This window comes from Alteromonas sp. CNT1-28 (assembly GCF_022348345.1).
GTDB lineage: Bacteria > Pseudomonadota > Gammaproteobacteria > Enterobacterales > Alteromonadaceae > Alteromonas > Alteromonas macleodii.
Window position 1 is genome coordinate 1 of record NZ_JAKREZ010000035.1, and the last position, 26,525, is coordinate 26,525.

Below are 26,525 nucleotides of genomic sequence, written 5' to 3' on the forward strand. Positions count from 1 at the left end.
ACTGGCGTCAGGCGATGAGTCGTTTTATTATCGAGTTCGAGGAACGCCTCGAAAAGCATATTAACTAATGGCAGTTACACAGAATCTGTTACAGGCTCTAAGTAGTTCCGTTCTGCCCCGCTTCTCCTTTCCCGAAGTATTTACGAAGCTCATCATATCCACCAATTCGCTTTTCTTCGATGAAGGTTTGAGGCGTCGTTTCTACACCATGCTTTTGCTTGAAATCATCGGTGTCATTACGTGAAGTAAGATGATTGTCTTCTACTAAATAGCCTTCTCGCTCTAGTAAGTCTTTTGACCTTAAACCGTAAGGGCAAATGTGCTCTTTAGTAACCATTCTATATAGGATAGCTTTCTTACTCATTTTCCTTTCCTTTATTCAATTTACCTTCAAATTGAGGAATTGGACGCTGTTCGGCCTGTTCCTGAGTTGTTACCTTGCCATTCTTATTTATATCCTCTATCAACCACTCCATCTCCTTTATTTCCTTTCGCTGAGCTTTAATAATGCCGTTTGCTAATTCTCGTACGCGAACGTCTTCAAGGTTAGAACGCTCACTAGTCAAAATAGCTATAGAGTGATGAGCAATCATTGCTTTCGTGTAAGCGGTATCTGAAATGGTACTTTGTGAACGAACAAGATAGATACACAAGGCGAAAGTAAGTGCCGCTATTATAAAAATGGCTGTATTGAGTTTCTTGTTGCTATACATACCTAACATGAAAGCTAACATTATAATCGCCATGCCTGCCCCCATATAGAGTGCCATATAAGTCCTTGTCTCACTGAACCAGACATGCGAGATAGCGTAGGTATTTAAGTACATCATTAAAAACATCGCTACAGTTGAAGTTATTATCATTGCAGCGAACTTAGAGTATTTCATATGTAATCCTTACTTAAGAAATAGTTAATATTTGTAGATCTTTCTAACAAAAGAAAGCTTGAGAGAGGTTACAAACCAATCAATCTTAACTAGTCAAGTTTTGTACCAACAAGGAAATATTATGTTTTTGTCTATATTAATAGTTTTAGCTGCGCTGTTGAGCTGCGTAGGGCTGCATCTTTTTAATATTTCAGTAGTCGCGGACAATATCAGCGAGAGATTGAAGGGAGCTTGGATAAAAACACTGTCGGTAGTCGTTATTGCCATTTCGAGCCAACTTTTACTAGCAGTCATTTTTACTCTGGCGTATGAAATTGGACTTTATTTCGAGCTCGGCGATTTTAAGCAACCTGCCACTTCCATGGATATTTTTTACTTTTCACTAACTACGATTACTACATTGGGTCTTGGAAGTATCGAGCCGGACGGACATCTACGAATGATAGCAGGAGTTGAATCGGCTACAGGGTTTCTACTAATAAGCTGTTCAGCATCGAAAGTGTTCAAGCATATGTAATGTAAAAACTGTAACCTGAGAAGATGTAAACCTCACCCGTCAGGACTAGTTTTTAATGAAACAATGTTTCGCAAATTATTGTCTTTTTAGATACTAAAAAGCGAACAATAGAGCACTCTTTGCTTCTCTCTTAAAGAAGTTTGAGGGTATAGCTTAGCAAACGTTTCAGAACCAAAAGCACGGTTGAAAGCTGACTTTATTATCTCAAAACTGATTTAAATCTGGGCTATGATCTTGGCGCTTTTATTCGAGTCGCTTATGCAGATATATTTGGGATTACTATAGGAGCATACGCACAACTTCGGTAATTCCTTCATCCCTGATAACTCTAGTTTCCAAAAGCAGTTACAGCTTGAGTTCAAACAGATGAACATACGAGCTGCGCTGTGCTATTTACTTCTCTTACGGACATTTTTGCGGGTTTTGAGGTTCTTCCTGCAGACTTTCGAAGATTATGAATCAATACTAGTAATTGAATTTTTTACTGAGTTATGATTTTCGTTTGGTTTTAGAGCGCATTGATTAAATTTACATATCTTCAATAACTATTCTTTATTTTTAAAAGCAACCGAAGAAGCCACCGTTAAACGACAAAAAAGTAACCTTATCTCCTATATGGTGGACTAAATACACCCACGCCTTTTATACTCTTCTACCCATTCCTTGAAGCGTTTTTCATCGCGCTCTGCGGTCTTTGCGCGTCTATGTAAGGTTTTCTTAGACAATGCTTTTGGTTCTTCTTTATCAAAAGTAACTCCAGATAATGCATCTGCAAACATCTCGGGTTTTACATGACTGTAATGCTGCTCGATCATTTCTGTACTGGTTCCACATTGACGCGTAATTACGTCTATGCTGGTTCCGTTGAGAAGCTGCCACGTAATGTAAGTGTGTCGGAGAGAGTACAGCGTTCGAGGTCCTCTGGGTGACTCTTTTAATCCGGAACTTTGAAGAGCTTTCTCAAATGCCTTACCTAATTGCCTTGTGGGCTCGCCACTTGCTAGCAAAAATAGCTTTTGATTGGGTGTGCGCAATGGAAAGCGTTCTCGTAGGTTCGTTAGGGCTCCTATCACATCACGTTTGCAAACTACTTTACGCGGTCCCGTATATTTTGTTGTTTTACCCTTAGAGACATTGATGAAAAATTGAGCTTTTGAACCTTGAGTTTTAATCTCGATATCTTTCCAAGTTAGGTGTTCCATCTCCGTGCCGGGCCTAATTCCGGTATTAACTGCTATTTCACAGTAATCGTATAGTAACTCACGAATTTGACGGGTCTTTTCACTATGAGCGTTTTGCTCACCTTCATATATTTCGTTGAGGATAACATCATACTCTTCTTCAGAAAAAGCCGCACGACGTGTGCCTGTTCCACCTTTCGAAGAAAGAACAGGTACTTGAGCGGCGATCATCCATTTTTGCTCAATAGCTTCTTTAAAAACGAGCTGAAGAGCAGCATTGTGAGTTAATAATGTAGAGGAGGCTGGAGACTTCTTCATTCGTCCCTTACGCCACTCATCAAACTTAGATATTTCTTCTTGGTCAATTGAGGTGATAAACGTACGCGAAAAGTAGGGGATGTGGTAGTTTTCTAACGCTCGAATATAGTCTTTATAGGTGCGTTTACCGCCCCCGTGTTCTAGTTGCTCTTCAAGCTTTTCGATGACGCGGTCAGCTACGTCTTTGAATCGCTTACTTTGGACTAGTGTGTTATTTTCGTGTCTAATTTGGTGGTCTAAGAAGATTCGATGTGCCATGGCGATAGCTTCGTCTTTATCTTTCTTCTTAGTTGATTTACAGAGCCATTTTTTGTGATTGGTTAGTATAAATCGCGCATACCAGCGCTCACTGTTATCTTGTTTAAAGATATACAGCTCGTCGTTTATGTCGTGTCTTTCAGTCTGTTTTGCCATAGCGCCAGTAAAACAGAAAAGAGCTCTCTTTGCAAAGAATTTGCAAAGAAATTAAAAGTTGCATATTTTCAATGCTTTAGAGTGGTTATTTGCATTGAAAATCCGCGTGCCCCTGGTTCGATCCCGGGTCGAGGCACCATTATTTAAGCCCTTGCAGAAATGCGAGGGCTTTTTTGGTTTCGGCGGTTGAAAAACACAGGCACACGCTAACGTGCCCCTGCGGCTGCGCCGCGCGTTACAATCCCGGGTCGAGGCACCATTATTCAGAAAGCCCTGCATGAAAATGCGGGGCTTTTTTGATCTCGGCGGTTGAAAAACACAGGCACACGCTAACGTGCCCCTGCGGCTGCACCGCGCGTTACAATCCCGGGTCGAGGCACCATCATTTAAGCCCTTGCAGAAACGCGAGGGCTTTTTTGATTTCGGCCAACCAGCCCCGAGCTTTCAATTAAATCCGGTTTTTCCAAAAACTATTCTGATAAAAGTTATTTCTCTAGTGCTTTAACCATCCAGTTATGCCAAATTCTGCGTTAATACCTACGAAAGGGTACTTAATTTAGCGAGTGGTGCACTTATTGACTTTTAATCTAAGTAACTTGATGCACTTAATCGTCGAGGTTTGATTTAATGCGTCTTGTGTCTTGTGTCTTGTGTCTTGTGTCTTGCGTCTTGTGTCTTGTGTCTTGCGTCTTGCGTCTTGCGTTTGGAGTCTTGTATGAGTTATGACTAGACTTTCGTTATAGATTTTCACAATTTAAATTAAAAGGGAGTTTAATTACGATGCTTAAGTATATTCATAGTTTTCTGTTTTCGAATAAAAGCCATCGAGTACGTGTGAAGTCGCCAATTGTATTTAAATTAGGTGCTTATGTAACATTCTTCGTGGTTTCATCTATTGTATTTTCCGGTTCTACCTTAGCAAAAACGGTTTGTAGTACTGAAGTGATAGAGGAAAAAGGCACCCCTACTCTCAGTTCTGGGCTGATTGATGCAATGTATGAAGCAATTAGCACTAACACGTTTGCCCTTGACGAACCTTATACTTTGATAAGTAAGAAACATTTCTGTACGGGTGTAGGTAAGTCTAATAAAGGAACCGAAAGCTCTTTGGAAACCTTTAACAGTGTTCCAAATCCTGATCCAGCTCCGAAAGGAGGTGATAAGCAAACAGTCAAGCAGACTAGAGCTGATGGAACCAGGGAGTGGACTTATACATATATGAATGGAGTTTGGGTATTGACTGGATACAAATACACACCTTTGCCTGATGCTGATAGTTTGGATCCATAATTGACCGGCCCCAAATAAATGGATTCACGATATAGATGAATTCGGGCATGATTATGCCCCCTAGTGGGGCTTATCGATGAAATCGAAATGAACAGATAGTTTCCAATATTAAGCAGCATGAAGCGGGGCTGAAAGGCCAATTAACACCTCAAGTCATTGATGATGACGAACACACAAGCGCTAAGACATCTGTACCAAACTTAAAAACTCTTGAAGCGAAGACACATGGAATTGTGCCTTTGGTGACTTTTTAACGCCCGGTCGAAGTATCTGAACCGTTTTCATACCTAAACTATTACCCGCACTAATTTCTGACTCCTCACTGTCTCCAATAACCCATACCTCACTCGGAGCTGTATTATATTTTTTGGCTATGATGTCGAAGTAGAATGCTTTGCCTTTTCTAGGCGGGTTACCTGGGTCATCGTAGTAAATGTCTTCAAAAGCACCTTCAACGCCCAATTGGCGAATTTTCGAATGTTGAAATTTTTGGAATCCAGAAGTTACAAGTAGCTTCACCTCTTCAAACGCATTAACTAAATGAGTGTCTTCATAGCCTTCTATAGGGTGCGCAATACTCAACTGCGAAAAGTAAGCATAACTCGCAGATTTTGAATGCTCAGAGAACTTATATTTTTCAACAATATAGTCCAAAGGTTTACGCCAAAAATCCAGACGCATTTCTTGTCTCATAGAGGGAGTTAAATCGTTACTCTTATCTGACTCGATGACATCGAATAGAGGTAGCAATATGTCTTCACCTACACTATTGCCCGGAGCTAAGCAGTTGTCGAAATCAAAAATAATTAATGGCATGTATGGATAAATTACTAGGGAGTGGTGTGCACCATAGTCGCACATGAATGTTTCGATTTCAGAAAGAGCAACCTGCATAGTCGCGCACTTGTCGCATAGTGGAATTACGCCAAATACTCTGAAAGCAAGCCTGATAAGAACTAGTTTGCGCTTTTTAGGCGCAGTTAAAGCCAAAAAACGCTTTTTTAATAAAAAACTTATGCATGTTCTTGCCTACTTTTCAAAATGGGTACTACGCTTACTTCATATGTAAAAACGCAGCGAAATATAACGTTGTTACTTTTTAAAAGAGGTAACGCGCCATTGCTCTGTGTTTTAAAGAGATAGTTTTTGGCTTAACACCTGTGATTTTAAGCGGAGTGAGAAACTTCGAACTGTTAATAATGATAGGAAGCTAGCTGCTTCGTTCAACTGCCTTTGTCTAAAAGAAGCAACCGGCAGTTGAATGTTCAGGGTGAAACTAAGCCGCGCGTAATTCTCAAGGAGAGTTTTTTGTCAGCTAACAACACATCTTCAAATCAGCAGAGCGCAGTAAACACCATATTTGCTATTTCAGGTATTGGAGTTATCGCTTCGTGGGTGCTCTACTTTTCAGTATCGGCGTTAGCCGCTCTCGCTGTGCTAACCGGCGCAGTGGTGATTTGTGCCCTTATTCACTCAAAAAGTAACAGCGAAAGCGACGAGATATACCCGACAGAGAATAGTGCTGCGGATATGGCGGCAAGCAGAAATGCTGATATTGAAAAAGCCAGTGAGGGGTTAAGTGTTTCACTTGGCACTTGTGACGCCAATTTATCGGACATCAAATCAACGCAGGATGACGCAGTAGAAACTTTGTCTCACGCCTTTAGCAGTTTGAAATCACTAGTTTCTCAACAAATTGAGTGTATTGAAGATCTGCTAAGTGTGGACGAAGCGCATACGCAGTCTTACTCCGACCGAATGCGCAATTTCGCCCGCGAAACCGATGGAACACTAACGCAATTCATTGATTCTACAGAACAGATGTCGTCGTCGACAAAGCACCTAATGGAGCAAGTGCAAACCATTCAACAGGCCATGCCTACGGTAATTGAAGCACTGAGTGGTATTGATGACATCGCTGCGCAAACTAATTTACTTGCTTTGAATGCGGCCATAGAGGCGGCGCGAGCAGGTGAGGCTGGTCGTGGCTTCGCTGTTGTTGCTGATGAAGTCAGGGCGCTCTCAACTCGCTCCACTCAGTTTAGTGATGTGATTAAAACCCAGGTCGAGAACATAAGAAGTCTGGTAGATAAGCTCACAGACACCGCTGAATTTGTAGCGTCGCAGGATATTTCTCAGGTGGTTAATGCTAAATCACATATCAGTGAGCAGTTGTCTGAGATTATCAAGAAAGCGGAGGCTGACCTTGTAACCACTAAACAGATTGAAGACATTGGCTCTCAGCTTGACGAGTCGATAAATGCGGCCATTCGGGGTATGCAATTTGGCGATATCAACGGCCAACACATTCAGTATACCCAAGATATGATCAAGTTCATTTTAGAGCAGTTGGCGACGTTAGACGCCAACAATATCGAGCGTTTCGTCAGTGCATTAAACGAGTACCAAAAAGGACTCGCTGCGAAAGGGAAAAATGACCACAACCCTGTGTCTGCAACATCTATGGACGCTGGGGAAGTCGAATTGTTCTAGCTAAGCAAGGAACAGGAAGCACAGTCAGTAATGACCTACTTTGGAGAAGTGAGCATATGAGCAAACACATTCTAGTTGTTGACGATTCAGTATCCATTCGTCAGATGGTAGAAATGACCCTAAAAGGTGCGGGCTATACCGTTACGACAGCCCAAGACGGGCAAGATGCGTTAGATAAATGCAAAAGTCAGCAATTTAATTTTGTTTTAACCGATCAGAATATGCCACGAATGGATGGCCTTACGCTTATAAAAAATTTGCGCGGTTTGGGGACTTACAGCAGAACGCCTGTTGTTATGCTTACTACAGAAGCAGGCGACGATATGAAAGCAAAAGGTAAAGCCGCTGGCGCCACAGGCTGGATGGTAAAGCCTTTCGATCCAAACAAGCTTCTTGATGTAACGAAGCGCGTGCTGGGCTAAATCGCCCACCCACTCCTAAAATCTGGAAGGATTCGGAATGAGCATCGATATAGAACAGTTTCATGGCGTGTTTTTCGACGAGAGCGATGAGCATCTCGACGATATGGAACAGCTATTGATGAGTTTAGATGTTGAATCCCCTGATCCTGAAGAGCTGAATAGCATTTTTCGCGCTGCCCATTCGATTAAAGGTGGCAGCGGTATTTTCGGTTTTGATGCGTTGATGAATTTAACGCATGTGATGGAAAACTTGTTAGATAAAGCCCGCAACAATGAGCTTAGTGTTACCGCTGACATTGTAAATGTGCTTTTAGAAACTCTCGATGTTTTAAAAGACACGCTTAACGCCTACCGCGATGAGACCCCCGTACCAGAAGACAGTATTGCCGAGCGCATTAAAATTCTAAATGGCGTAATCAACGGTCAATCTACAGACGCAACCTCAGGCGATGGTGACGATTCTTCAGAAGTAAGCGTGAATGCGCAAAACGAAAGCGCTCAGGACGACAGCTTTGGTTTCTTTGACGATGAGCCTAATAGTGCTATTGAAGCCGCTGACGACAGTTTTGGTTTTTTCGACGACGAACCAGTTAACGAAGCGCTCTCTCACGGCGACAACACTAAAAGTGAGAATAATGACGATGACGGCTTTGGCTTCTTCGATGATGAAATATCGAATAATACAGTTGGCGCACAAACTGCATCGACTAAAGCCGAAACAGCTGAAGTAGAGCAGGGTTTCGGTTTTTTCGAAGACGCACCGTCAGCTACCAATATCAATACTTCCCTAGAAATTGCGAGTAGTAATAACGCGCAAAGCGCCAGTACTCAATCGAATACAGCAACAACATCTAACAATGATAAAGCGCCAACAAGTGGCGTTGCCCCCACTACAACACAAGTCAAAACGCCACCAAAACCGCCAGCGAAAAAGAGCACTGCCCGTGAATCGGCCTCTATTCGTGTAGACACCACTAAAATTGATGCCATGGTTAACTTAGTCGGAGAGCTGGTTATTACCCAGTCTATGCTGTCTATGATAGGGCAAGACGTTGAAGGGCAAGTTGGCGAGCGGCTGCAGCTAGCCATTGATGAGTTGCAGCGAAACACCCGGGAAATTCAAGAATCAGTGATGTCTATGCGCATGCTCCCGCTAACCGCAACCTTTAATCGTTTCCCGCGCTTAGTAAGAGATTTGGCAGGTAAGTTAGGTAAGCAGGTAGAACTGGTACTCCAGGGAGGCAGCACGGAAATTGATAAAAGTTTAATTGAAAAGATTGTCGACCCCCTTACCCATCTCGTTCGCAACAGCATCGATCACGGCATAGAAATGCCCGACAAACGCGTCGCTGCTGGCAAGCCAGAAAAAGGCACGGTTATTCTAAGTGCCGAGCAGAAAGGCGGTAGCATTATTATCAGCATTATTGATGATGGCGGTGGTCTTCACCGCGACAAAATTCTCGATAAAGCGCGAAGTAACGGGCTCACCGTATCTGATGACATGCCTGATTCAGAAGTATGGCAGCTTATATTCCAACCTGGGTTTTCAACTGCCGAAGCCATTACCGATGTATCGGGAAGAGGGGTAGGTATGGATGTGGTGCGCCGCAATATCGAATCGATAGGCGGTCGTATCGATATCGAGTCTAGTGCCGGTGAAGGTTCAGCGTTTTTCATTCACCTGCCGCTTACGCTAGCCATAGTTGATGGCATGTGTGTGTCGGTGGGTAAGCAAATCTTCGTGATCCCACTTTTAAATATTATTGAATCCTTCCAGCCTACTAAGCAGCAGCTGAAGACCTTGGGCAACGACACCGTTCTCTATATACGAGATCAATACTGGCCTTTGGTGCCCCTCTACGACTTCATGGAAGTAGAGGATGCCGCGCTTTCTCCCACAGAAGGCATTGTGGTGTTGCTTGAAAGCAGTAAAAAACGCTTTGGTGTTTTGGTTGATGCACTCGTCGGTCAGCAGCAGGTGGTGATTAAAAGCTTAGAAGAGCACTACCGTAAGGTGGCTGGAATAGCGGGGGCAACCATTATGGGCGACGGAAAAGTCGCACTTATTATCGATGCAGACTCCATTGCTACAACGTATACCTCCAGTCAAATAGAGGAGTTACTTTCATGAGTGAAACTGCCTTGCATCAAGCGGTTACCGGCGGACAGGACAAAGAATATTTAAGTTTTGTGCTTGGCGATGAGCATTACGCCTTGGACATCACCACAGTAAAAGAAATTAGAGGGTACGAACAAGTCACTAAGATTGCGAATGCGCCAGCCTTCATAAAAGGCGTGATTAATTTGCGTGGTGACATCGTTCCTATCGTGGACTTGCGCATTAAGTTTAACGTCGGCGAGGCCACATATAACGACTTCACAATAGTGATAATGCTGAATATTCAAGAGCGTATTGTTGGCATCGTGGTAGATGGTGTATCCGATGTTATTCGCTTGTCTGAAGAACAAGTACTTCCGCCACCAGAGTTTGGCGTAGCTTTTGACAGCAGGTATCTACACGGCTTAGCTGATGTAGATGAAAACATGGTCATTCTGGTGAACATAGAAAGCTTAATAACCAGCGAAGAGCTGGGTTTAGTCGCACCTGAGAGCGTAATAGACGACGCGTAGTTACAAGGTCCTTCACTAAACGGAAACACCTGACATTGGGAAATATTAGTTATGGGCGTATTTAATTTTCTGAACGGCGAAGAGTTAAAAATAGCGAAGCACGACTCGCTATTGAAGTCGAATATCCTAAAGGCCAGTGCCTCAAACTTGTTGGTTATCGACAAGTCGGGGGGTATTCACTACCACACTCCCGCATTCCTGCGAATGACAAAGGCCTACCCTAAGGACTTTACTGTCAACGATGGTGAGTCTTCACTATCAGGAAAGCACATAGACGACATTGCAAATGGGGCCAGCGCTTCAGAAAACCTGTCTTATTTACTTACCCATACTTCGGGCGATAAGCACCTCGTTTCTCTTGCTGAGCACGGCTTTTGTGTAAGTGCATCTACAATAACGATAGACGAGAATGGCACTCAGCTTTATGTCACCGAGTGGCAGGACAACACTGAAAATAAACGCAACAAAGGTATGGTCGATGCCATTATGCGAAGCCAGGCGGTGATATCGTTTACGACAGATGGCGAAATCTTGTCCGCCAACGATAACTTTTTATCCGCAATGGGTTATAGCGAAAGTGAGGTGGTGGGAAAGCATCATCGTATTTTTGTCGACAGTAACTATGCACAAAGCGACGAATACAAACAGTTTTGGCAAAAGCTTAAAAGTGGCGATGTACACAGCGGAGAGTTTTGCAGAATAAACAAGCAAGGCGAAGAGGTGTGGATTCAAGCGACCTACAATCCAGTATTTGATGACAACGGTGACGTAGATTACATCATCAAGTTTGCCTCTGATACTACAGCGCAAAAACAAAAAAATGCTGACTACGAAGGGCAGATTACGGCCATTAAGAAATCACAGGCCGTGATCGAGTTTGATCTTGAGGGGAACATTTTAAATGCCAATGAAAATTTCCTCGCCGCAATGGGCTATAGCCTGTCAGAAATTAAAGGGCAGCATCACAGTATGTTTGTCGACCCAAGCTATAAGTTAAGCGCTGAATATGCAGCTTTTTGGCAAAGCTTAAAAGCCGGAGAGCACAGTGAGGGTGAGTATAAACGCATTGCAAAAGGTGGCAGGGAAATATGGATCCGCGCATCGTACAACCCCATTTTCGACAGCTCGGGTAAGCCATTTAAAGTCGTTAAATTTGCCACCGATGTAACGCAAGACAAGTTAAAAAATGCGTATTTCGAAGGACAAATTAACGCTATCAGCAAATCTCAGGCTGTGATCGAGTTTGATGTCGACGGCACTATCATTACTGCTAACGACAACTTCCTCAACACCATGGGCTACCGACTAGACGAAATCAAAGGTAAACATCACCAACTATTTGTGGATGAAGAAACCAGACAGTCAGAGTCGTACCAGCGTTTTTGGTCTGAACTTAAAGAAGGTAATTTCTTCTCAGGAGAATTTAAGCGCGTAAGCAAAGCAGGAAAAGCCGTTTGGATCCAAGCTTCTTACAACCCTATAGAAGACATGAATGGCAACCCGTTTAGGGTGGTCAAATACGCGACTAACATTACCGAAGAGAAGTTGAAAAACGCCTACTTTGAAGGCCAATTAAATGCCATTAGTAAGTCACAGGCCGTCATTGAGTTTGACCTTGAGGGGGTTATTTTAAACGCAAACAGCAACTTCTTAGCCGCGATGGGATATACCCTAGATGAAGTGAAAGGAAAGCATCACAGTATTTTTGTGGAGCCTGGTTTCAAAAACAGCCCTGAATACGCAGCATTCTGGGAGCAATTGCGCCAAGGCGTTTATGCTAGCGGAGAATACAAGCGTTTCAACAAGTCAGGAAAACCAGTTTACATTCAAGCCTCTTACAACCCAATCCTAGACCAAAACGGCACGCCGTTTAGAGTCGTGAAATATGCCACGGACGTGACAGGAAGAACCTTAGCGGTAGAAAGCATTAAGTCTATTATGGCAAGTCTAACAGACGGTGATTTACTGAAAACGATAGAAGAGCCATTAGAAGGTGACTTTAAGGTGCTTGGCGAATCTATTAATCACTTTATTGGTGAACTGCGCGACACCATAGTGAAAATTCACACCGCTGTGGAAACCATCGATACGGCTTCAAATGAAATCGCCACCGGCAACGCCGATTTGTCTAGTCGTACCGAGCAGCAAGCGTCTAGCTTAGAAGAAACAGCGTCAGCCATGGAAGAGTTAACGGGCACAGTGAAGCTGAACGCAGAGAATGCCGATCAAGCAAAAGGCTTGGCAAGCCAGGCGTCAGAAGTAGCATCTGAAGGCGGAAAGGTCATTGAACAAGTAGTGCATACCATGGGTGAAATTAACGACTCTGCCCAGCGTATATCTGACATCATCGGCGTTATTGATGGCATTGCTTTCCAAACTAACATACTCGCACTGAACGCAGCAGTTGAAGCTGCAAGAGCGGGCGAGCAAGGTCGCGGGTTTGCCGTTGTTGCCTCTGAGGTGAGAACGCTAGCGCAGCGTTCTGCCGAGGCGGCAAAAGACATAAAGGCACTAATTTCTGCGTCGGTCGATAAAATTGGTGATGGCAACGTGTTGGTGAATAAGTCTGGGGAAACCATGGCCAACATAGTCACTGCAATTAAACGCGTTAACGACATTATGTCTGAAATTGCAGCGGCATCGTCTGAGCAAGCCACCGGAATACAGGAAGTGAGCAATGCGGTGGTGCAAATGGACGAAATGACTCAGCAAAATGCTGCGTTAGTTGAACAAGCAGCAGCGGCTGCAGACAGTATGAGACAGCAATCGGGTGAACTAGCCCAACGGGTGTCTGTGTTCAAAGTGGGAAGTAGTCGCAAGCCCACTCAGAATGCTGACATTCAGTCGCTAAACGGCAGCAAAGCATTACCTAAAGAGCGTGAAGTGCCCAAGCAGCGAATGAAAGCGCTGAACCCAGCGGCACCAGATGCGTCAGATTGGGAGGCGTTTTAGTGTATGACCGCTCTACAAAGCACGGATGCGCAAAGGGAATTTCCATATAGCCGAAGAGATTTTGAACGGGTTAAAAGCCTGCTGTTTAAACAAGCCGGAATTAACTTAGCTGATTCAAAAGATGCGATGGTATACAGCCGCCTTGCCAGGCGGCTGCGTGCACTAGAGATACACAGCTTTAAAGAGTACTTAGCGTATGTAGGAAGCTGTAAAGATGAAATGGAACACTTCATTAATGCGCTCACCACTAACCTCACGGCATTTTTCAGAGAGCCACATCACTTTGACGCACTCGCCAATTACCTGACAAAGCGACCTCAAACTAAGCGTATTTGGTGTGCCGCAAGCAGCACTGGCGAAGAGCCTTATAGTATTGCAATGACAGTGGCGTCGGTGTTTGGCACCTTTACTCCCAATGTACAAATACTTGCCACTGATATCGACAGTAAAGTTCTGCAAAAGGCTCGGGAAGGAGTGTATGCCCAAAACAGTATCAGTCAGCTGTCTTACGATTATAAAACGCAATTTTTCTATAGGGGAAAAGGCGCACAAACCGGAAGAGTAAGAGTAGTGGATGAGCTGAGAAAAATGGTGCAGTTCGAACCACTAAATTTGATGTCGCCAAACTGGTGTGTGGATGCGCCAGTGGACGTGATTTTTTGCCGTAACGTCATGATTTATTTCGATCGACCCACGCAGCGCAAAATTTTAGCGCGCATGGTTAAATTGATGTGCAATGACGGGATGTATGTCGCAGGGCACTCTGAGAACTTCACGATGTATCCTGAACTGGTCGCACCCATGGGGAAAACCATTTATCGGCCAGTCGTTTAAAAGGAATTTGCAGTATGAGTCAGGACGAAAACCCCATTCGATACTTTGATAACCGCCTTCAAAAAGAAGCCGTTAAACTATTGCCGGGTCAGTACTATGCCACTGCTTCAGACAAAGCGCTGGTAACCATTCTTGGTTCTTGCGTAGCAGCGTGTATTTTCGATCAAGAAAAGAAGATTGGTGGTATGAATCACTTTATGTTGCCTGACCTCAACTTCACCACCAATCTCGACGCTTGCCTAGCCACAAAGTACGGTGTACACGCCATGAACATGTTAATTGATCAGCTTGTACACCTTGGCGCACGGCGAAATAAGTTGATGGCTAAAGCATTCGGAGGAGGAAAGGTGCTTCCTGGGTTTGTGCAGCAAGACATTGGACGAGTAAACGCTGAATTTGTCTTGGAGTATTTGGATGACGCGAACATACCGTTAATAAGTAGTGATTTAATGTCTACTTATGCTCGCAAAATTTATTACTTTCCTGCCGACGGTAATGTTTATATGAAGCGTATTCGCGAGTTTAACAATGCTACCCTCTACGAGCGCGAATCTACCCACCGGGTTCTACTTTCTGAACAAGCTAAGACGGGTGTAATTTCATTTTCGGAACAGTCACATGCCTATAAAAGTCCTCGTAGTTGATGACTCTGCGTTAATCCGCCAAATCCTTTCAGAAATAGTAACCCGAGATCCAGGTTTAACGCTTGTGGGTGCGGCGCCGGATGCTTATGCGGCGAAGCGAATGGTGCAAGAGTTCAGGCCAGACGTTATTACTCTGGACATTGAAATGCCGAAGGTAGACGGGTTACGTTTTTTAGAAGTAATGATGAAGGCGATGCCGACCCCAGTTGTGATGATATCTACGCTGACTGAAAGAGGTGCCGACGCAACACTGCGTGCGCTCGAACTAGGCGCTGTGGATTTTATGGCAAAGCCAAAGCTCGGCGTAGCGCAAGGTATGGCTGAATACGCGGCGGTTATTGTTGAAAAGATAAAAGCAGCAGCGCATTCGAGGTTAGGCCAACCTACGCAAACACGCTGCACAAAACATGCTTCTATGCGCTACACAGGAACCGAAAAGTTAATTGGTATAGGCGCATCAACTGGGGGAACCGAAGCAATAAAAGACGTTATCATGCATTTTCCCCGCAATGCACCGGCCACCATTATTTCCCAACACATGCCTCCAGGGTTCACAACCACCTACGCCAAGCGGCTCGATAGCCTTTGTGAAATAACCGTGAGAGAAGCGCACGGAGGGGAGCGTTTATTGCCTGGATTTGCGTACTTGGCACCAGGTAATAAACATTTAAAAGTAGAGCGTAGCGGCGCTGACTATCGTTTAACCCTTGATGATGGCCCCAAGGTATCGGGACACAAGCCCTCCGTTGATGTGATGTTTGACTCGCTGGCTGAGCATGCTGGCGCAAACGCGGTGGGTGTGCTGCTTACAGGCATGGGACGGGATGGAGCAAAAGGCCTTAAGAGTATGCACACAAAAGGCTCTGTTACGTTTTGTCAGGATGAAAAAACCTGCGTTGTTTACGGTATGCCTAAAGTGGCTGTAGAAATGAAAGCCGCTAGTTTTATCAAGCCGTTAGAAGATATCTCAGATGCAATTCTAGATACGCTAGAAGCATTGGGCGCGGGAAGTAGATATTAGCTTCCCGAACACTAAATGTAGCAGCGTATTGTAAAATATGGTTAATGAAAATTTTGAGACTCCAATACAGTACTTTGACGAACGCTTTTCTATTCAAGCGGTAAAGCTGCTGCCAGGTCAATATTTCGTGACAACTTCGAACAAAATGTTGGTGACCGTTTTGGGTTCTTGTATAGCGGTATGTCTTTTTGATCCCTTGCTAAAAATTGGGGGAATGAATCATTTTATGCTTCCTGCATCACAAAATGTGACTGAAGTACACGAAAAGGCAGCGAGATACGGTATTTATGCCATGGAAGTATTGATCAATGACTTGATTAAGCTGGGGGCATGTAAAAAAAGGCTAAAAGCAAAGATATTTGGAGGAGGAAAAGTCGTTCCAACTTTTGTGCAACAGGATGTAGGCCAAATAAATGCAGACTTTATTGAAGGGTATTTAGAGGCTGAAGAAATTATTATTTTAGCTAGTGATCTACGTGAAGACTATGCAAGAAAAATCTATTTTTTCCCTGCTGATGGCGGCGTCCTTATGAAAAAGATCAGAACATTGAAAAATGCTACTATCATAAATAGAGAAAGCCAACATCGCTGGGAGTTATCTCAAAGAGCTTCGAGCGGAAATATCGATTTCTTTGAAGATTAATATTCTAATAAATTGGCTTTAGAAAACTAATAGTAAAGATTCATTCCTCCTCCTGTATTTACCTATCGTTATTAGGCTTGTTCCAGAAAAGCTAAGGTGTTTTAATAGCAACGCTTAATAGTGAGTAATGCTGCTGCAGAATGCTGTTGCTGTAGCCGATACTATGGATAGGCTCACTATTTAGTGCGTAAAAATATAAAAATCGATACGTAAGTGGAATGGTAAGGTAAATCATTGTCGACATAATAATATAAAAGACAATGGCTTATGTGCGTTAGCAAGAACAAGGTAGGCAGAGTTTTATTACTGCGTATGTTTTGTAGTACCTAACTAGAATAAAAGGCCTGCTATATTCCTTACAGATTTGAGAGCAAATATATGCTCATTCTTACGGTATGACACTAACCCGGGATTATAACGAGTAGTTGGGGACTCTTATGAAACAGCAAACGTTTATAGCAGTATCAGCTTTAATGTTTTCTTCTTCTGTTTTGGCTAATGGCGGCTTTGAACCGAATAAGAAAGCATGCGTGAACGTCGGAAAAGAAATCACTCGCGTAAGCACTGAAATGGACGCAGCTAAGTCAGGTATTCAGAAGTCATGGCTTAAGCGTCAATTAAGCGCACTAGAAACGAAACGCAATTCTTGCAGCACACAAGGTTTTAAGCCAAACCAGCCCGAGCTAGCAAAAGTTTAATTGTTTTGTATTTCGATTTGAAAAAAGTCTTACTTCGGTAAGACTTTTTTGTTTGCGCCTAACTATTTTGCAACTACGCTAGATTTATAGTGGTCAGGCACAGCGAGGTCGTTGTGCCCTCGCACAGAACACGTTACGAACTTATCATTTCGATAAGCGCAGTAAGCGAAGCAATGTTGTGATCGGGAGCAAGACCTAACGGGTACATCATTTTCCCCGAGCGTTCTACGAATGCGGTTTGCATACCTGTCGCCTTAGCACCACTTACATCCCAACCATGAGCCGCCACCATCATGGCATCTTCGTTCTTTACGTTAGCCTGCTGACAGGCCCAGTGATAAACCGCAGCATGTGGTTTGTAGGTACGTACACTTTCCACACTTAATACATGGGAAAAATAGGGCTTAATATTGGCAAACTCAAGCTGTGCGTCTAGTCCGGCTTTAGACGAGTTTGAAAGCGCGACTAAGGTTACACCAGCACTTTGAAGCGCCTTTAATGTAGGAACAACATCGTCGTGCGCTGGCAATCGGGTAATATGCTTTTTGATGGTATCTTTTGCGGTAGCCTCATCAACAGAGATATCCTTACTGTGAGCTACCATGGTAAGCGCTGCGGCTCCAATATCAATGAAATCGTGAAACTGTCCAGACGCAACATCCACTAAACTGTGATGCAATAGGTTAGCAAACCATAAGTCTACCAGTGTCTCATCGCCGTTTAGCACCGACGCTAAGCCTGTTTTTATGGCCTGCATGTCTAGTAGTGTTTCATTAATATCGAAGAAAATAACCTTTGGCGTCACGATTCAACTTCCTATAGTTGATGATAGTAAACGGTACGTTTCGTTTTTAGCTTGTTCGTTGCTTATACCACTGTAAAACAGAATTGGTTTTGCTAAAGCACATTACGACCAATGTCGATGAATTAACGCTGACAGGATATAAGAAGAATCTAACAAGAAAGGGGGGCAAGAAAAGGCAGCAATAGCCTCATAAACCTTGAACGAAATATATTGAGAGAAACGAACAACAAAAAGCCGGCACTAAGGCCGGCTTTATTTTTAGGTGTTGCGCTTTTTGTTCTTAGAAGAACAAGTAAGAAACGCTAAGCTTCATGCTACGAGGCATAATGTAGCGGCCGTTTGGTGAATCTGGATTACGTGGGTCACCCTCGGTAATACCTTGTTCGTCGGTCAGGTTATCAACAGAGAACTGAAGACGAAGTGATTCAGTTGGCTCTAGAGTTAGACCTACATCAATCTTCTCGTATCCCTCTAGTACAACTGTGTTTTCGTTGTTACCAAAGCGATCATCAACCGCTGATAATGTACCGTATACCGTGGCATACATATCGCCGATATCGAAGCCGTAGCTTGGTGTTACACGTACTTGCCAACCAGGCTGACGCTGAGATTCATTGCCTTCGTTATTGGCGCTGGCAGTAATTTCAGTTTCCTGAATAGTTCCGTTCACGCTCAACGAGAAGCCTGAATCGTGGCTATAGCGACCGTCAAGTTCTATACCGTAAGCTTCGTTGGTAAGAATTTCAGCCGGTGCGCCCGGACGGCGTACAAACGTATCGCCTTTTACTTCGTTTGCGAATGCAGTCGCAAAGAACTGGATGCTGTCATTCATGAACTTATAGCCAAGCTCGCCTTGAGTAACTTCTTGAATCAAGTCGTTACCGCCAGTGTAGGCACCCCAGTTGTCTCTGAAGTCGTCGAAATAAGGCATTTTATAGCCTCGGTTCATGCGAACGAATACACCGCTGGTGTCATTAAGCGCGTAGTTTGCGCCCACCGTCCACGACGTTTTAGTTTCGTCGTACTCAAGTGCTTTAGTTATTTTGCCGTCAAGATCTTCATCTACCGAATAGTTCACTTCGTGATTTTCACGGCGTAGCCCTAAGTCGATGCTCAGGTCTGTGGTTGCGTACCACGTACCCGTTGCATAAAGTGCGAACGTGCTTGCATCACCTACAGAGCTGATGTCGTAGTTCCAATCGCAGCCTTGTGCGTCAGTGTTACATTCGATCCCGTCTAGCAATTCGCCGCCTGGCTGCAACACGTGGTAAGCCGTGTTACCAATGCTCCACCAGTCATTAGCTTTGGTTGATGCACTGTAAATACCAAATGATGTATCGAAGTCTTCCCAGCTTTTCGACACAGCAAGGTCGTTAGTGAAAGCTTCAATATCTTTAAGTACTACCCAACGGCCGATTTGCTGAATAGGCGTATCACCGTCATACACTGTGCCAGTTACTGCACCAGTGGCTGATTCGCCATTGTCGGCAACATTTGCAACGGTAGTTGCAGAACCATTCGGTACAAGACCAAAAGTATTGGCTTCACCTTTGGTAAGGTTAAAGCGGTCAACTAGCTGCCAGTCGTTGCCTAAGTCAAGCTTAATGCTACCGCCACTTACGTGACCGTCCCATCCACGACCTTCGCCAAAGTCGAATGACTCAGTAGTATCATTAGGGCCATACGTAATGGTGCCTTGTCGATTCAATGGACCAATTTGCGTATAGTTTGCGTCGATACCTTCAACGTTTAAAGGTGTAGGTAAGTACCAAGTACCGCGATCGTCAGTTTGACGGGTATAAAGGTTAAGCTCGCCTTTTTCGAAAACTTTAGTGATGTTAACGGTGAACTGGTTACCCTGCTCAGAATTAAAGCCGGCATCACGAATACCTTCTGAGCTCTTAATGTAGCCACCAACCATGTAGTACAAGTCGTCATCTAGTGCGCCGCTTGCAACCACGTCAATGCGGTTTAGGCCGTAGTCAGAGATAGTGTACTTCGCTGACGCTTCTGTCGACTCGCCACCACGTTTAAGGCGGAAGTTTGTTGTAAGACCTGGTTGACCGTTGCTTACTACTGGGTTTGGACCACCGCGTAAACCTTCAACCATTTCAATGGTATCGTCTATGCGAAACAGCTGAGAGTTCTCAAGGAAAGATAGCGTAGGTGCAGGGTAGATAGGAGAGTTCTCAAGCGCAATCGTTAAGAACGGCGCATCGCCACCACCTGGAAAACCACGCACAAATACGTTCGCGCCAGACTCACCGCCTGAGCTTTCAACCCAAACACCTGGAATGGCCTTAAACAAATCGGCCGTAGACTTAGGTGCCAATTTTTCAATGTCGCTAGCGTCGATGTTGGTTACCGCGAAGCTTGCGTCAATCTTTCTAATCCCTGCGCCGCCTGGCGTACCGCTGACAACAATGATCTCTGCGTTGTCTTTCGCTTGTTGTTTTACGTCTTCTTGTGCCATGGCAGGCTGCGTTAGTGCTACCGCTACTGCACTCGCCAGCATTCCTTTTGTAAACAACGTTTTCATGGTGTGTGCTCCCGAAAATGTTCTATTGCGTTGTTAACTGAATGCGTTAAACAGGTTTAAAAATTGTTATACGCATCACGATTGCGAAACAAAATAGATCTGTTTGCAAACGATTGCAAGAATAAAATGCAATCGTTTGCAAATTTTTTGTTTATTGTTGTTAACATGGTTTTACGCCAAGACGATTCGCGCTATATTGTGAATTCGGCTGTAGAGTCGACGATTTATCCGGTTTAGGTAGCGGTTTTACGCTTATATTTTGTAGTGCTATCACGGGTAACCCGGTATACCGAAAATTATTAGAGAATGGTCACATTGGTTTCTGAAACAAAACTCACCTTAGCGAAGCTGGCTGATATTGCTGGTGTATCAACTTCGACAGCATCACGGGCACTGAAAGACAACCCGCTTATTAAGCAGGAAACCCGAAACAGAATTCAGGCACTAGCTAAAGAGCACAATTTTAGTATTAACGCGGCCGCTAGCCGCTTAAGAACACAGAAAACTCACGTGATAGCGGTGATTTTAAATCTAATCGACAACACCGAACAAAGCACTACAGACCCATTCCTGCTTAAGCTGGTGGGAGAGCTAAATCAGGCGCTAAATGCCAAAGGCTACGAGCTACTGCTGTCTAATTCATTTATGGCATCTGACGATTGGGCGAACTACTTTATTCGTAGCCAGCGTGCCGACGGCATTATTGTCATTGGACAAGGCAAATCTACGGCCAAAATCGACCGAGCAGCACAGTCGGGCATTCCCATTGTGTTGTGGGGCGATGCAAAAACAGACGCGCCATATCCCATTATCGGCGGCGACAACTATCTGGGTGGCTATACGGCAACCCAGCATTTGCTGAGCCACGGCGCCAAACGCATTTTGTTTCTTGGAGACTCTGAACACGCGGAAATGCAGGAACGTCACAAGGGATATTCGCAGGCACATAAAGACGCTAACGTGCCAATAGATGCGCAGTGCACTTGCGCTATAGACATTACCTCTAAAGCGGCTTACCAATATATTAACGAGCGCATAAAAGCGAATGGCTTAGACTTCGACGGCATCGTATGCGTAAGCGACATGGTAGCGTTGGGCGCATTGAAAGCGCTTAAAGAGCGCTACGTTGGTATTCCAAGCGATGTTGGCATAGTGGGGTACGACGATATTTCTTTAGCTGAACTTATGCACCCGTCGTTAACAACGGTGCGTCAGAATACTCAGCAAGCCGCAATAGAGATGGTTACGCAGCTATTAAACCAGTTTGAAAACAAACCTACAGAAAGCCAGGTAGTGGAAACAACCTTAATTGCCCGTCGCTCTACGCAGCACAGCGACTAATATTTCGCTTTTTTATCAGCTTTTTAACGCATAAACGCTATTATTTAACGGTAACAGGGTGTCGATATTAAACTCTAACAAAAAAATAATAGTGCTTTGCAAACGTTTGCATTTTTATTTTCTTACGACTACACTCCTGCATAATTCAGTTAACAGAGTGTTTACACATGTCCCGATTCATGGTCATTGCAGCCATTGCCATTAGCTACTACGTATTTGCCATACTACTTAACAGTGTGGGTACTGTTATTCTGCAATCGATCAATAGCTTCGACATTAGTAAGCCAGAAGCAAGCACACTAGAAGGCTTTAAAGATCTTTCTATTGCTATTGTCTCGTTCCTAGTGGCCAGCTTCATTCCAAGAGTTGGCTACAAGCTTTCAATGTTACTTGGGTTAGCATTAGTGGCCGTTGCCTGTGCGCTGACGCCTTCTATCGCAAGTTTCTGGTTCATTAAAGTGTTGTTTGCCTGCATAGGTACTGCATTTGCGCTAGTGAAAGTGTCGGTGTACGCCATTATTGGTCAGCTGTCGTCTACCACTAAAGCGCACTCATCGTTAATGAACACCATTGAAGGTATTTTTATGTTGGGCGTGTTGTCTGGATACTGGGTGTTCGCTGGGTTTATCGACCCCAATAACGATGCTTCTTTATCTTGGCTGAACGTTTACTACTTACTAGCTGCGCTGGTTGGTTTTACGTTAATCGTTGTGGCATTGGCGCCTATAAAGCCTGTGGACAAAGCGCAATCAGAAGGCCTTGCAAGCGAGTTCTTCAGCATGCTGAAATTGGCCTATAAGCCGTTAGTGCTGGTGTTTATCTTTTCTATTTTCTTATACGTGTTAATAGAGCAGGGCATAGGTTCGTGGCTGCCAACTTTTAACAAAGAGGTGCTGGGCTTACCTACTCAAGTCAGCATTCAAATAACCAGTATCTTTGCGATAGCGCTGGCCGTTGGGCGCTTAACTGCGGGCGCAGTACTTACGCGAATGAACTGGTATCCCTTCTTAAATATCTGTTTGGCGGGTATGGCTACGGTAATGCTACTAAGCTTACCGCTTGCCGAAAACGTGGCAGACAGCACAATAGCCAGCTGGGCTGATGCACCAATAGCTGCGTTCCTTATTCCATTAATTGGATTGATGATGGCGCCTATTTACCCCGTATTAAACTCGGTAATGCTAAGCGCGCTACCTCAACATCAACATGCACCTATGACAGGGCTAATTGTGGTATTTTCGGCTCTTGGGGGAACCACAGGTTCTATCGTGACTGGATTTATTTTCGACGCAGTAGGGGGCCAACAAGCATTTTATCTATCGCTTATTCCAATCGGTGCATTAGTGGTAACCCTATTCTTCTTTAAACGAGCGTCTTCTTCTCTATCGCCTAAAGGTGCGCAGTAACTATGAGTTCTTCTTCACACAACTGGCGCGACAGCTTGTCGTTTTTTGCCAGCGACCTGTTTAAACATGTGCAAATGGCACAGCTATTCCCAGACAGCAAAACCTTCGCTGACGCTATTGTTAAAACCGATCTCAATACCGTTTTAGCGGCCTATGAACAAGCGTGTTTAGATGCTGAGAAAAGCGGCGAAGCAGTAGACTTAGCTACGTTTGTTAATACCCATTTCGATATTCCAGAAATGATTAGCGCAACATCGCAAACCAAGTTTGAAAATGTAGCCGATTATATTGAGCATATGTGGCAGGTGCTAACGCGTACCCCCGACACTGAGCAGAAAGACAGCTTAATAGCGCTAACCCGTCCATACATAGTGCCGGGTGGACGCTTTCGCGAAATCTATTACTGGGATACATATTTTACCGCGTTAGGTCTAATTGACGCGGGGCGCACCAACATGGCAATTAACATGTTGGTGAACTTTGTAGATATTTTAAATGAAGTAGGCTGCATTCCTAATGGCAACCGCGCCTATTATTACTCTCGCAGTCAGCCTCCTATTTTGGCGTTGTTTTATAATTTGCTTAAAGACGCACTAAGCGACCAGCAAAAAGAATACGTTATCTGGGGCTTAAAGAAAGAATACCAGTTTTGGATGAATGAAGCGGGCGAGAACGCGTCACAGAAGGGCGCAGCACAACTGCGCACGGTTACCATGCCGTGTGGTGCTACACTTAATCGTTACTTCGACACCGAGCCTACGCCTCGCCCTGAGTCTTATCGAGAAGACATAGAAACAGCAGAGCACATAGGCGCTGACAAAAGTCAGTTTTACCAGCATGTTCGCGCGGCTTGCGAATCGGGTTGGGACTTTAGTTCGCGCTGGCTAGCTAATCCCAATTCATTGGCAAGTATTCGTACAACTGAAATTATTCCCGTAGATTTAAATGCGCTTTTGGTAACGCTTGAACAAACTCTGGCAAGCGTGACTAAAGGTGCCGAGCAAGCGCGCTACAGTGCGGCATCTACAGCACGAATTAAGGCAATAAACACCTATTTGTTTAATGCTGAAAAGGCGGGCTATTTTGACTATCACTTCCCCACACAAACTCAAACCGATGTAGTGTCAGCGGCTATGTGTGTGCCGTTGTTCGTTGGTATCGCAAATGAACAACAGGCAGAGGGAGTGCGCGCCGCGGTAATGAACACCTTGCTAAAAGAAGGTGGCGTGGTAACCACTTCAAACGCGACGTCGCAACAATGGGATGCGCCAAATGGCTGGGCACCGCTTCAACTGTTTGCCGTTGAAGGGCTGCGCAACTATGGGTTTGAAATGCAGGCTCAAACCATCATGCTGCGCTTTTGTAAAACCATTGAGCGTCACTTTGCATCAAGCGGTGTGCTTCTTGAAAAGTACAATGTGTGCGAACCGGAAATAAAAGCAGGTGGCGGTGAATACGACGTTCAGCTAGGTTTCGGGTGGACCAATGGCGTGTATACCCGCTTTCAGGCATATCTGAACCAGTAAACAAGCTTCCGTTACAACAAAAACGCGCGGTACCGTAACAACGGGCCGCGCGTTTTTTGGTAGTGTAGATATTAATTGCTGCCTGAGCGGTTACCCATATCAATCGACATGGCAATATCATCGAGTATATCGTTTAGCCCCGTAATCTTCTCGTGAGCGATAAATACGCTCATCTGCGACTCAACCACGATATGGTCGGAAGTGGCATCGTTTTCAAAGGTATTGTCTAGTGCGTTCTGTACGCGGTCGAAAAACTGTCGCGCACTTCGTTCTTCAATATTGTGCAGACATAAAATAAATTGCTCGGTACCAAATCGCCCTAAAATATCGTTACCGCGGGTAACATTTTGAAGCGTTTGTGCAATTTGTCGTAATACTAAATCACCTTTTGTTGACCCCATTTTCCGCGTTATTTCACGCAGGTTGCTAATGTCGAATATAGCAATGGCAATGGCCCGGCCTTTTTTCGGCGCATCAAGCTTGTTAATGCGGGCTATCGCCGAATTCGCATTAAGTAGCAGAGTAACGGGATCGATGGCTTTGCGCGCAAGGTGTTTTCTACGAAGTACGTAGCCAGTAATACCGCTTACCAGAAGGAAAATAACAATAGCGGTATACAGCGTGTTCTTTCGTTGCTGTTCCGCTTGTTCAATCGCAGATTCCAAATCATAAATACGGGTATACAAGTTAGCAGCACCAATAATTAAGGCCGAGTCTTGAGTAACTTCACGGCGCTTAGTCACTTCTTTAGAATAAATCTCGTGCGCTTCTTTCGCCTTAGCTAAGTCCTGCAGTGCGATATACATAGACACGTTGAAGCTAAGGTAATCCAAATTTGAACGAAAGACCGGCGGTATCGCGTCATCATTTAACGCTTCAATACCTGATATATACTGCTTAATACAGGTGAGATCGTTGTCATGTAAGCAAATCTCAGCTTTGTGCCAGTTAACAAGAAGTTCGCCTAACGAACTCGAGATGTTCGAAGACGCTTTTTCTAAATCGGGAAGGGTGTAGGTAAGTCGGTTGTAGTTTTCTGTTTTTCTATAGTAAATAGACAGTGCATACTGATACAAGAAGTTGGTTAGCGGTGTGTCTATTTCGCTATTGAGTACACCTAGTTCTAGAATGCTTTGGTAGGCGCGCTCAGTTTGACCGCTGCTTAGCAATGACACAATGGCGCTGATAAGAATACTTACCTTATTACTGCCTTCATATACAAGCAAGCCCATTTCATGTGCTTTTAGATATTGCTCTGCTGCTAAGGCATGTTGCTCTAAATCGCCATATAGTAAACCAATTGCGTTGTGAATATGCGCTAACTCACCGGGGCTGCCGTCGTTTGAATAACGCTTAAGCACACCAAACATCTTACCTAATCTTATTTCAGGTGAAGTGGTTTCTGAGCAGTAGTTAATTAGCCCTAAAGAAGAGCTGGTAAAGATATCGCTGTGGCGCTCGGGCGATGATAGTTCTTGGGCTTGTTGGTAGTACTTACAGCGTGCAGGGTTTTCTCTGGCGTCATAAGAAAAGCCAATTTGATAAATAGCCGATGCAAACGCATAAGAGCTTTCATCAATATTGCTTTGCATAATGGCTTTAAGCAGCATAGTTTCAGCCTCTTCGTACTTACCACGGCAAATTAAAAACTGCCCTTTGGCTACGGTTAAGGCAAAACGTTGTTGTGATGTAAGCGACTCAAGAGCAAGTGTGTCTTCAAGTTCTGGAAGTAGAGACTGATTAGGGCAATCATACGAAGGCGTGCGTACCTTTTCGATAACGGCATCGATGTTGTCGTTTGCCAACGCGGCAAAAGAAGCTAGCGCAACGCTCAAAAAAGAGAATACTGTTAAAGATAACCTTTGAAACATGAGAAATAACGTTTTTGTTTTTTCTTCATAATATCGATTTGAGCCCAGAACTACTACACGGGGCACCTAAAAGTTACGTATTTTTTGTATCT

Annotated in this window: 21 protein-coding genes and 1 pseudogene; 15 read left to right on the top strand and 7 right to left on the bottom strand. The window is 44.3% G+C overall.

The window, feature by feature from the left end:
- Positions 1-100: 100 nt before the first annotated feature.
- Together MHN02_RS17710 and MHN02_RS17715 are read right to left on the bottom strand one after the other, a co-directional pair.
- Positions 101-364: pseudogene (locus tag MHN02_RS17710) on the bottom strand (glutaredoxin); the annotation flags it as partial.
- A complete protein-coding gene (locus MHN02_RS17715; protein ID WP_239247544.1) occupies positions 357-887 on the bottom strand; it encodes a DUF305 domain-containing protein in 531 nt (176 codons plus the stop codon). The gene MHN02_RS17715 and the pseudogene MHN02_RS17710, both read right to left, overlap by 8 nt.
- 121 nt (positions 888-1,008) lie before the next feature.
- Between MHN02_RS17715 and MHN02_RS17720 the strand changes: the two genes are divergently transcribed.
- Positions 1,009-1,404 carry an ion channel gene (locus tag MHN02_RS17720; protein WP_014978045.1) on the top strand — a complete coding sequence of 132 codons (396 nt, stop codon included), beginning with the start codon at positions 1,009-1,011 and terminating at the stop codon, positions 1,402-1,404.
- A gap of 623 nt (positions 1,405-2,027) precedes the next feature.
- On the opposite strand, the gene MHN02_RS17725 is transcribed toward MHN02_RS17720, so the two are convergent.
- On the bottom strand, positions 2,028-3,317 hold the full coding sequence (locus tag MHN02_RS17725) for a tyrosine-type recombinase/integrase (RefSeq protein ID WP_014978046.1): 1,290 nt from the start codon (positions 3,315-3,317) through the stop codon (positions 2,028-2,030).
- Positions 3,318-4,097: 780 nt separating this feature from the next.
- Here MHN02_RS17725 and MHN02_RS17730 point away from each other — a divergent pair.
- Positions 4,098-4,607, top strand: coding sequence for a hypothetical protein (locus MHN02_RS17730; protein ID WP_014947930.1), 510 nt, complete (start codon positions 4,098-4,100; stop codon positions 4,605-4,607).
- 180 nt (positions 4,608-4,787) lie between these two features.
- On the opposite strand, the gene MHN02_RS17735 is transcribed toward MHN02_RS17730, so the two are convergent.
- Positions 4,788-5,501, bottom strand: coding sequence for an HAD family hydrolase (locus MHN02_RS17735; protein ID WP_014947931.1), 714 nt, complete (start codon positions 5,499-5,501; stop codon positions 4,788-4,790).
- 414 nt (positions 5,502-5,915) lie between these two features.
- Between MHN02_RS17735 and MHN02_RS21710 the strand changes: the two genes are divergently transcribed.
- The 10 genes from MHN02_RS21710 to MHN02_RS17790 all read left to right on the top strand — a co-directional run bounded on the left by MHN02_RS21710 (position 5,916) and on the right by MHN02_RS17790 (position 16,945).
- Positions 5,916-7,100: a methyl-accepting chemotaxis protein gene (locus tag MHN02_RS21710; RefSeq protein WP_075177585.1), complete on the top strand. Its 1,185-nt coding sequence runs from the start codon at positions 5,916-5,918 to the stop codon at positions 7,098-7,100.
- A gap of 56 nt (positions 7,101-7,156) precedes the next feature.
- A complete protein-coding gene (locus MHN02_RS17745) occupies positions 7,157-7,522 on the top strand; it encodes a response regulator (protein ID WP_014947933.1) in 366 nt (121 codons plus the stop codon).
- A 37-nt stretch (positions 7,523-7,559) separates the two neighbouring features.
- Entirely contained in the window at positions 7,560-9,653 is a 2,094-nt protein-coding gene (locus MHN02_RS17750) for a chemotaxis protein CheW (protein WP_239247546.1), read from the top strand.
- Positions 9,650-10,153: a chemotaxis protein CheW gene (locus MHN02_RS17755; RefSeq protein WP_239247548.1), complete on the top strand. Its 504-nt coding sequence runs from the start codon at positions 9,650-9,652 to the stop codon at positions 10,151-10,153. The genes MHN02_RS17750 and MHN02_RS17755 overlap by 4 nt, the downstream gene beginning before the upstream one ends.
- Positions 10,154-10,204: 51 nt before the next feature.
- A complete protein-coding gene (locus tag MHN02_RS21715) occupies positions 10,205-13,105 on the top strand; it encodes a methyl-accepting chemotaxis protein (protein ID WP_272492225.1) in 2,901 nt (966 codons plus the stop codon).
- A gap of 3 nt (positions 13,106-13,108) precedes the next feature.
- Entirely contained in the window at positions 13,109-13,939 is an 831-nt protein-coding gene (locus tag MHN02_RS17770) for a CheR family methyltransferase (protein WP_014947937.1), read from the top strand.
- 14 nt (positions 13,940-13,953) lie between these two features.
- A complete protein-coding gene (cheD, locus tag MHN02_RS17775; protein WP_014947938.1) occupies positions 13,954-14,583 on the top strand; it encodes a chemoreceptor glutamine deamidase CheD in 630 nt (209 codons plus the stop codon).
- The gene (locus MHN02_RS17780) at positions 14,558-15,604 is read left to right on the top strand and encodes a chemotaxis response regulator protein-glutamate methylesterase (protein ID WP_239247550.1); all 1,047 of its coding nucleotides are present in this window, start codon (positions 14,558-14,560) and stop codon (positions 15,602-15,604) included. The genes cheD (MHN02_RS17775) and MHN02_RS17780 overlap by 26 nt, the downstream gene beginning before the upstream one ends.
- Before the next feature lie 37 nt (positions 15,605-15,641).
- Entirely contained in the window at positions 15,642-16,247 is a 606-nt protein-coding gene (cheD, locus tag MHN02_RS17785) for a chemoreceptor glutamine deamidase CheD (protein ID WP_239247552.1), read from the top strand.
- 437 nt (positions 16,248-16,684) lie between these two features.
- A complete protein-coding gene (locus tag MHN02_RS17790; RefSeq protein ID WP_239247554.1) occupies positions 16,685-16,945 on the top strand; it encodes a hypothetical protein in 261 nt (86 codons plus the stop codon).
- Positions 16,946-17,078: 133 nt separating this feature from the next.
- Here the strand turns inward: MHN02_RS17790 and MHN02_RS17795 are convergent, their stop codons facing one another.
- Entirely contained in the window at positions 17,079-17,750 is a 672-nt protein-coding gene (locus tag MHN02_RS17795) for a haloacid dehalogenase type II (RefSeq protein ID WP_239247555.1), read from the bottom strand.
- Between the two features lie 280 nt (positions 17,751-18,030).
- Positions 18,031-20,289 carry a TonB-dependent receptor gene (locus tag MHN02_RS17800; RefSeq protein WP_014947951.1) on the bottom strand — a complete coding sequence of 753 codons (2,259 nt, stop codon included), beginning with the start codon at positions 20,287-20,289 and terminating at the stop codon, positions 18,031-18,033.
- 306 nt (positions 20,290-20,595) lie between these two features.
- Here MHN02_RS17800 and MHN02_RS17805 point away from each other — a divergent pair, with 306 nt between their 5' ends.
- The 3 genes from MHN02_RS17805 (at position 20,596) to MHN02_RS17815 (ending at position 24,562) form a co-directional block, all read left to right on the top strand.
- Positions 20,596-21,630: a LacI family DNA-binding transcriptional regulator gene (locus tag MHN02_RS17805; protein ID WP_239247556.1), complete on the top strand. Its 1,035-nt coding sequence runs from the start codon at positions 20,596-20,598 to the stop codon at positions 21,628-21,630.
- Positions 21,631-21,797: 167 nt separating this feature from the next.
- Complete coding sequence (locus tag MHN02_RS17810) at positions 21,798-23,036, top strand: MFS transporter (protein ID WP_239247557.1); 1,239 nt, start codon at positions 21,798-21,800, stop codon at positions 23,034-23,036.
- 2 nt (positions 23,037-23,038) lie between these two features.
- The gene (locus MHN02_RS17815; protein WP_239247558.1) at positions 23,039-24,562 is read left to right on the top strand and encodes a trehalase family glycosidase; all 1,524 of its coding nucleotides are present in this window, start codon (positions 23,039-23,041) and stop codon (positions 24,560-24,562) included.
- Positions 24,563-24,633: 71 nt separating this feature from the next.
- Here the strand turns inward: MHN02_RS17815 and MHN02_RS17820 are convergent, their stop codons facing one another.
- Positions 24,634-26,433 carry a GGDEF domain-containing protein gene (locus MHN02_RS17820; RefSeq protein WP_239247559.1) on the bottom strand — a complete coding sequence of 600 codons (1,800 nt, stop codon included), beginning with the start codon at positions 26,431-26,433 and terminating at the stop codon, positions 24,634-24,636.
- Positions 26,434-26,525: the final 92 nt, after the last annotated feature.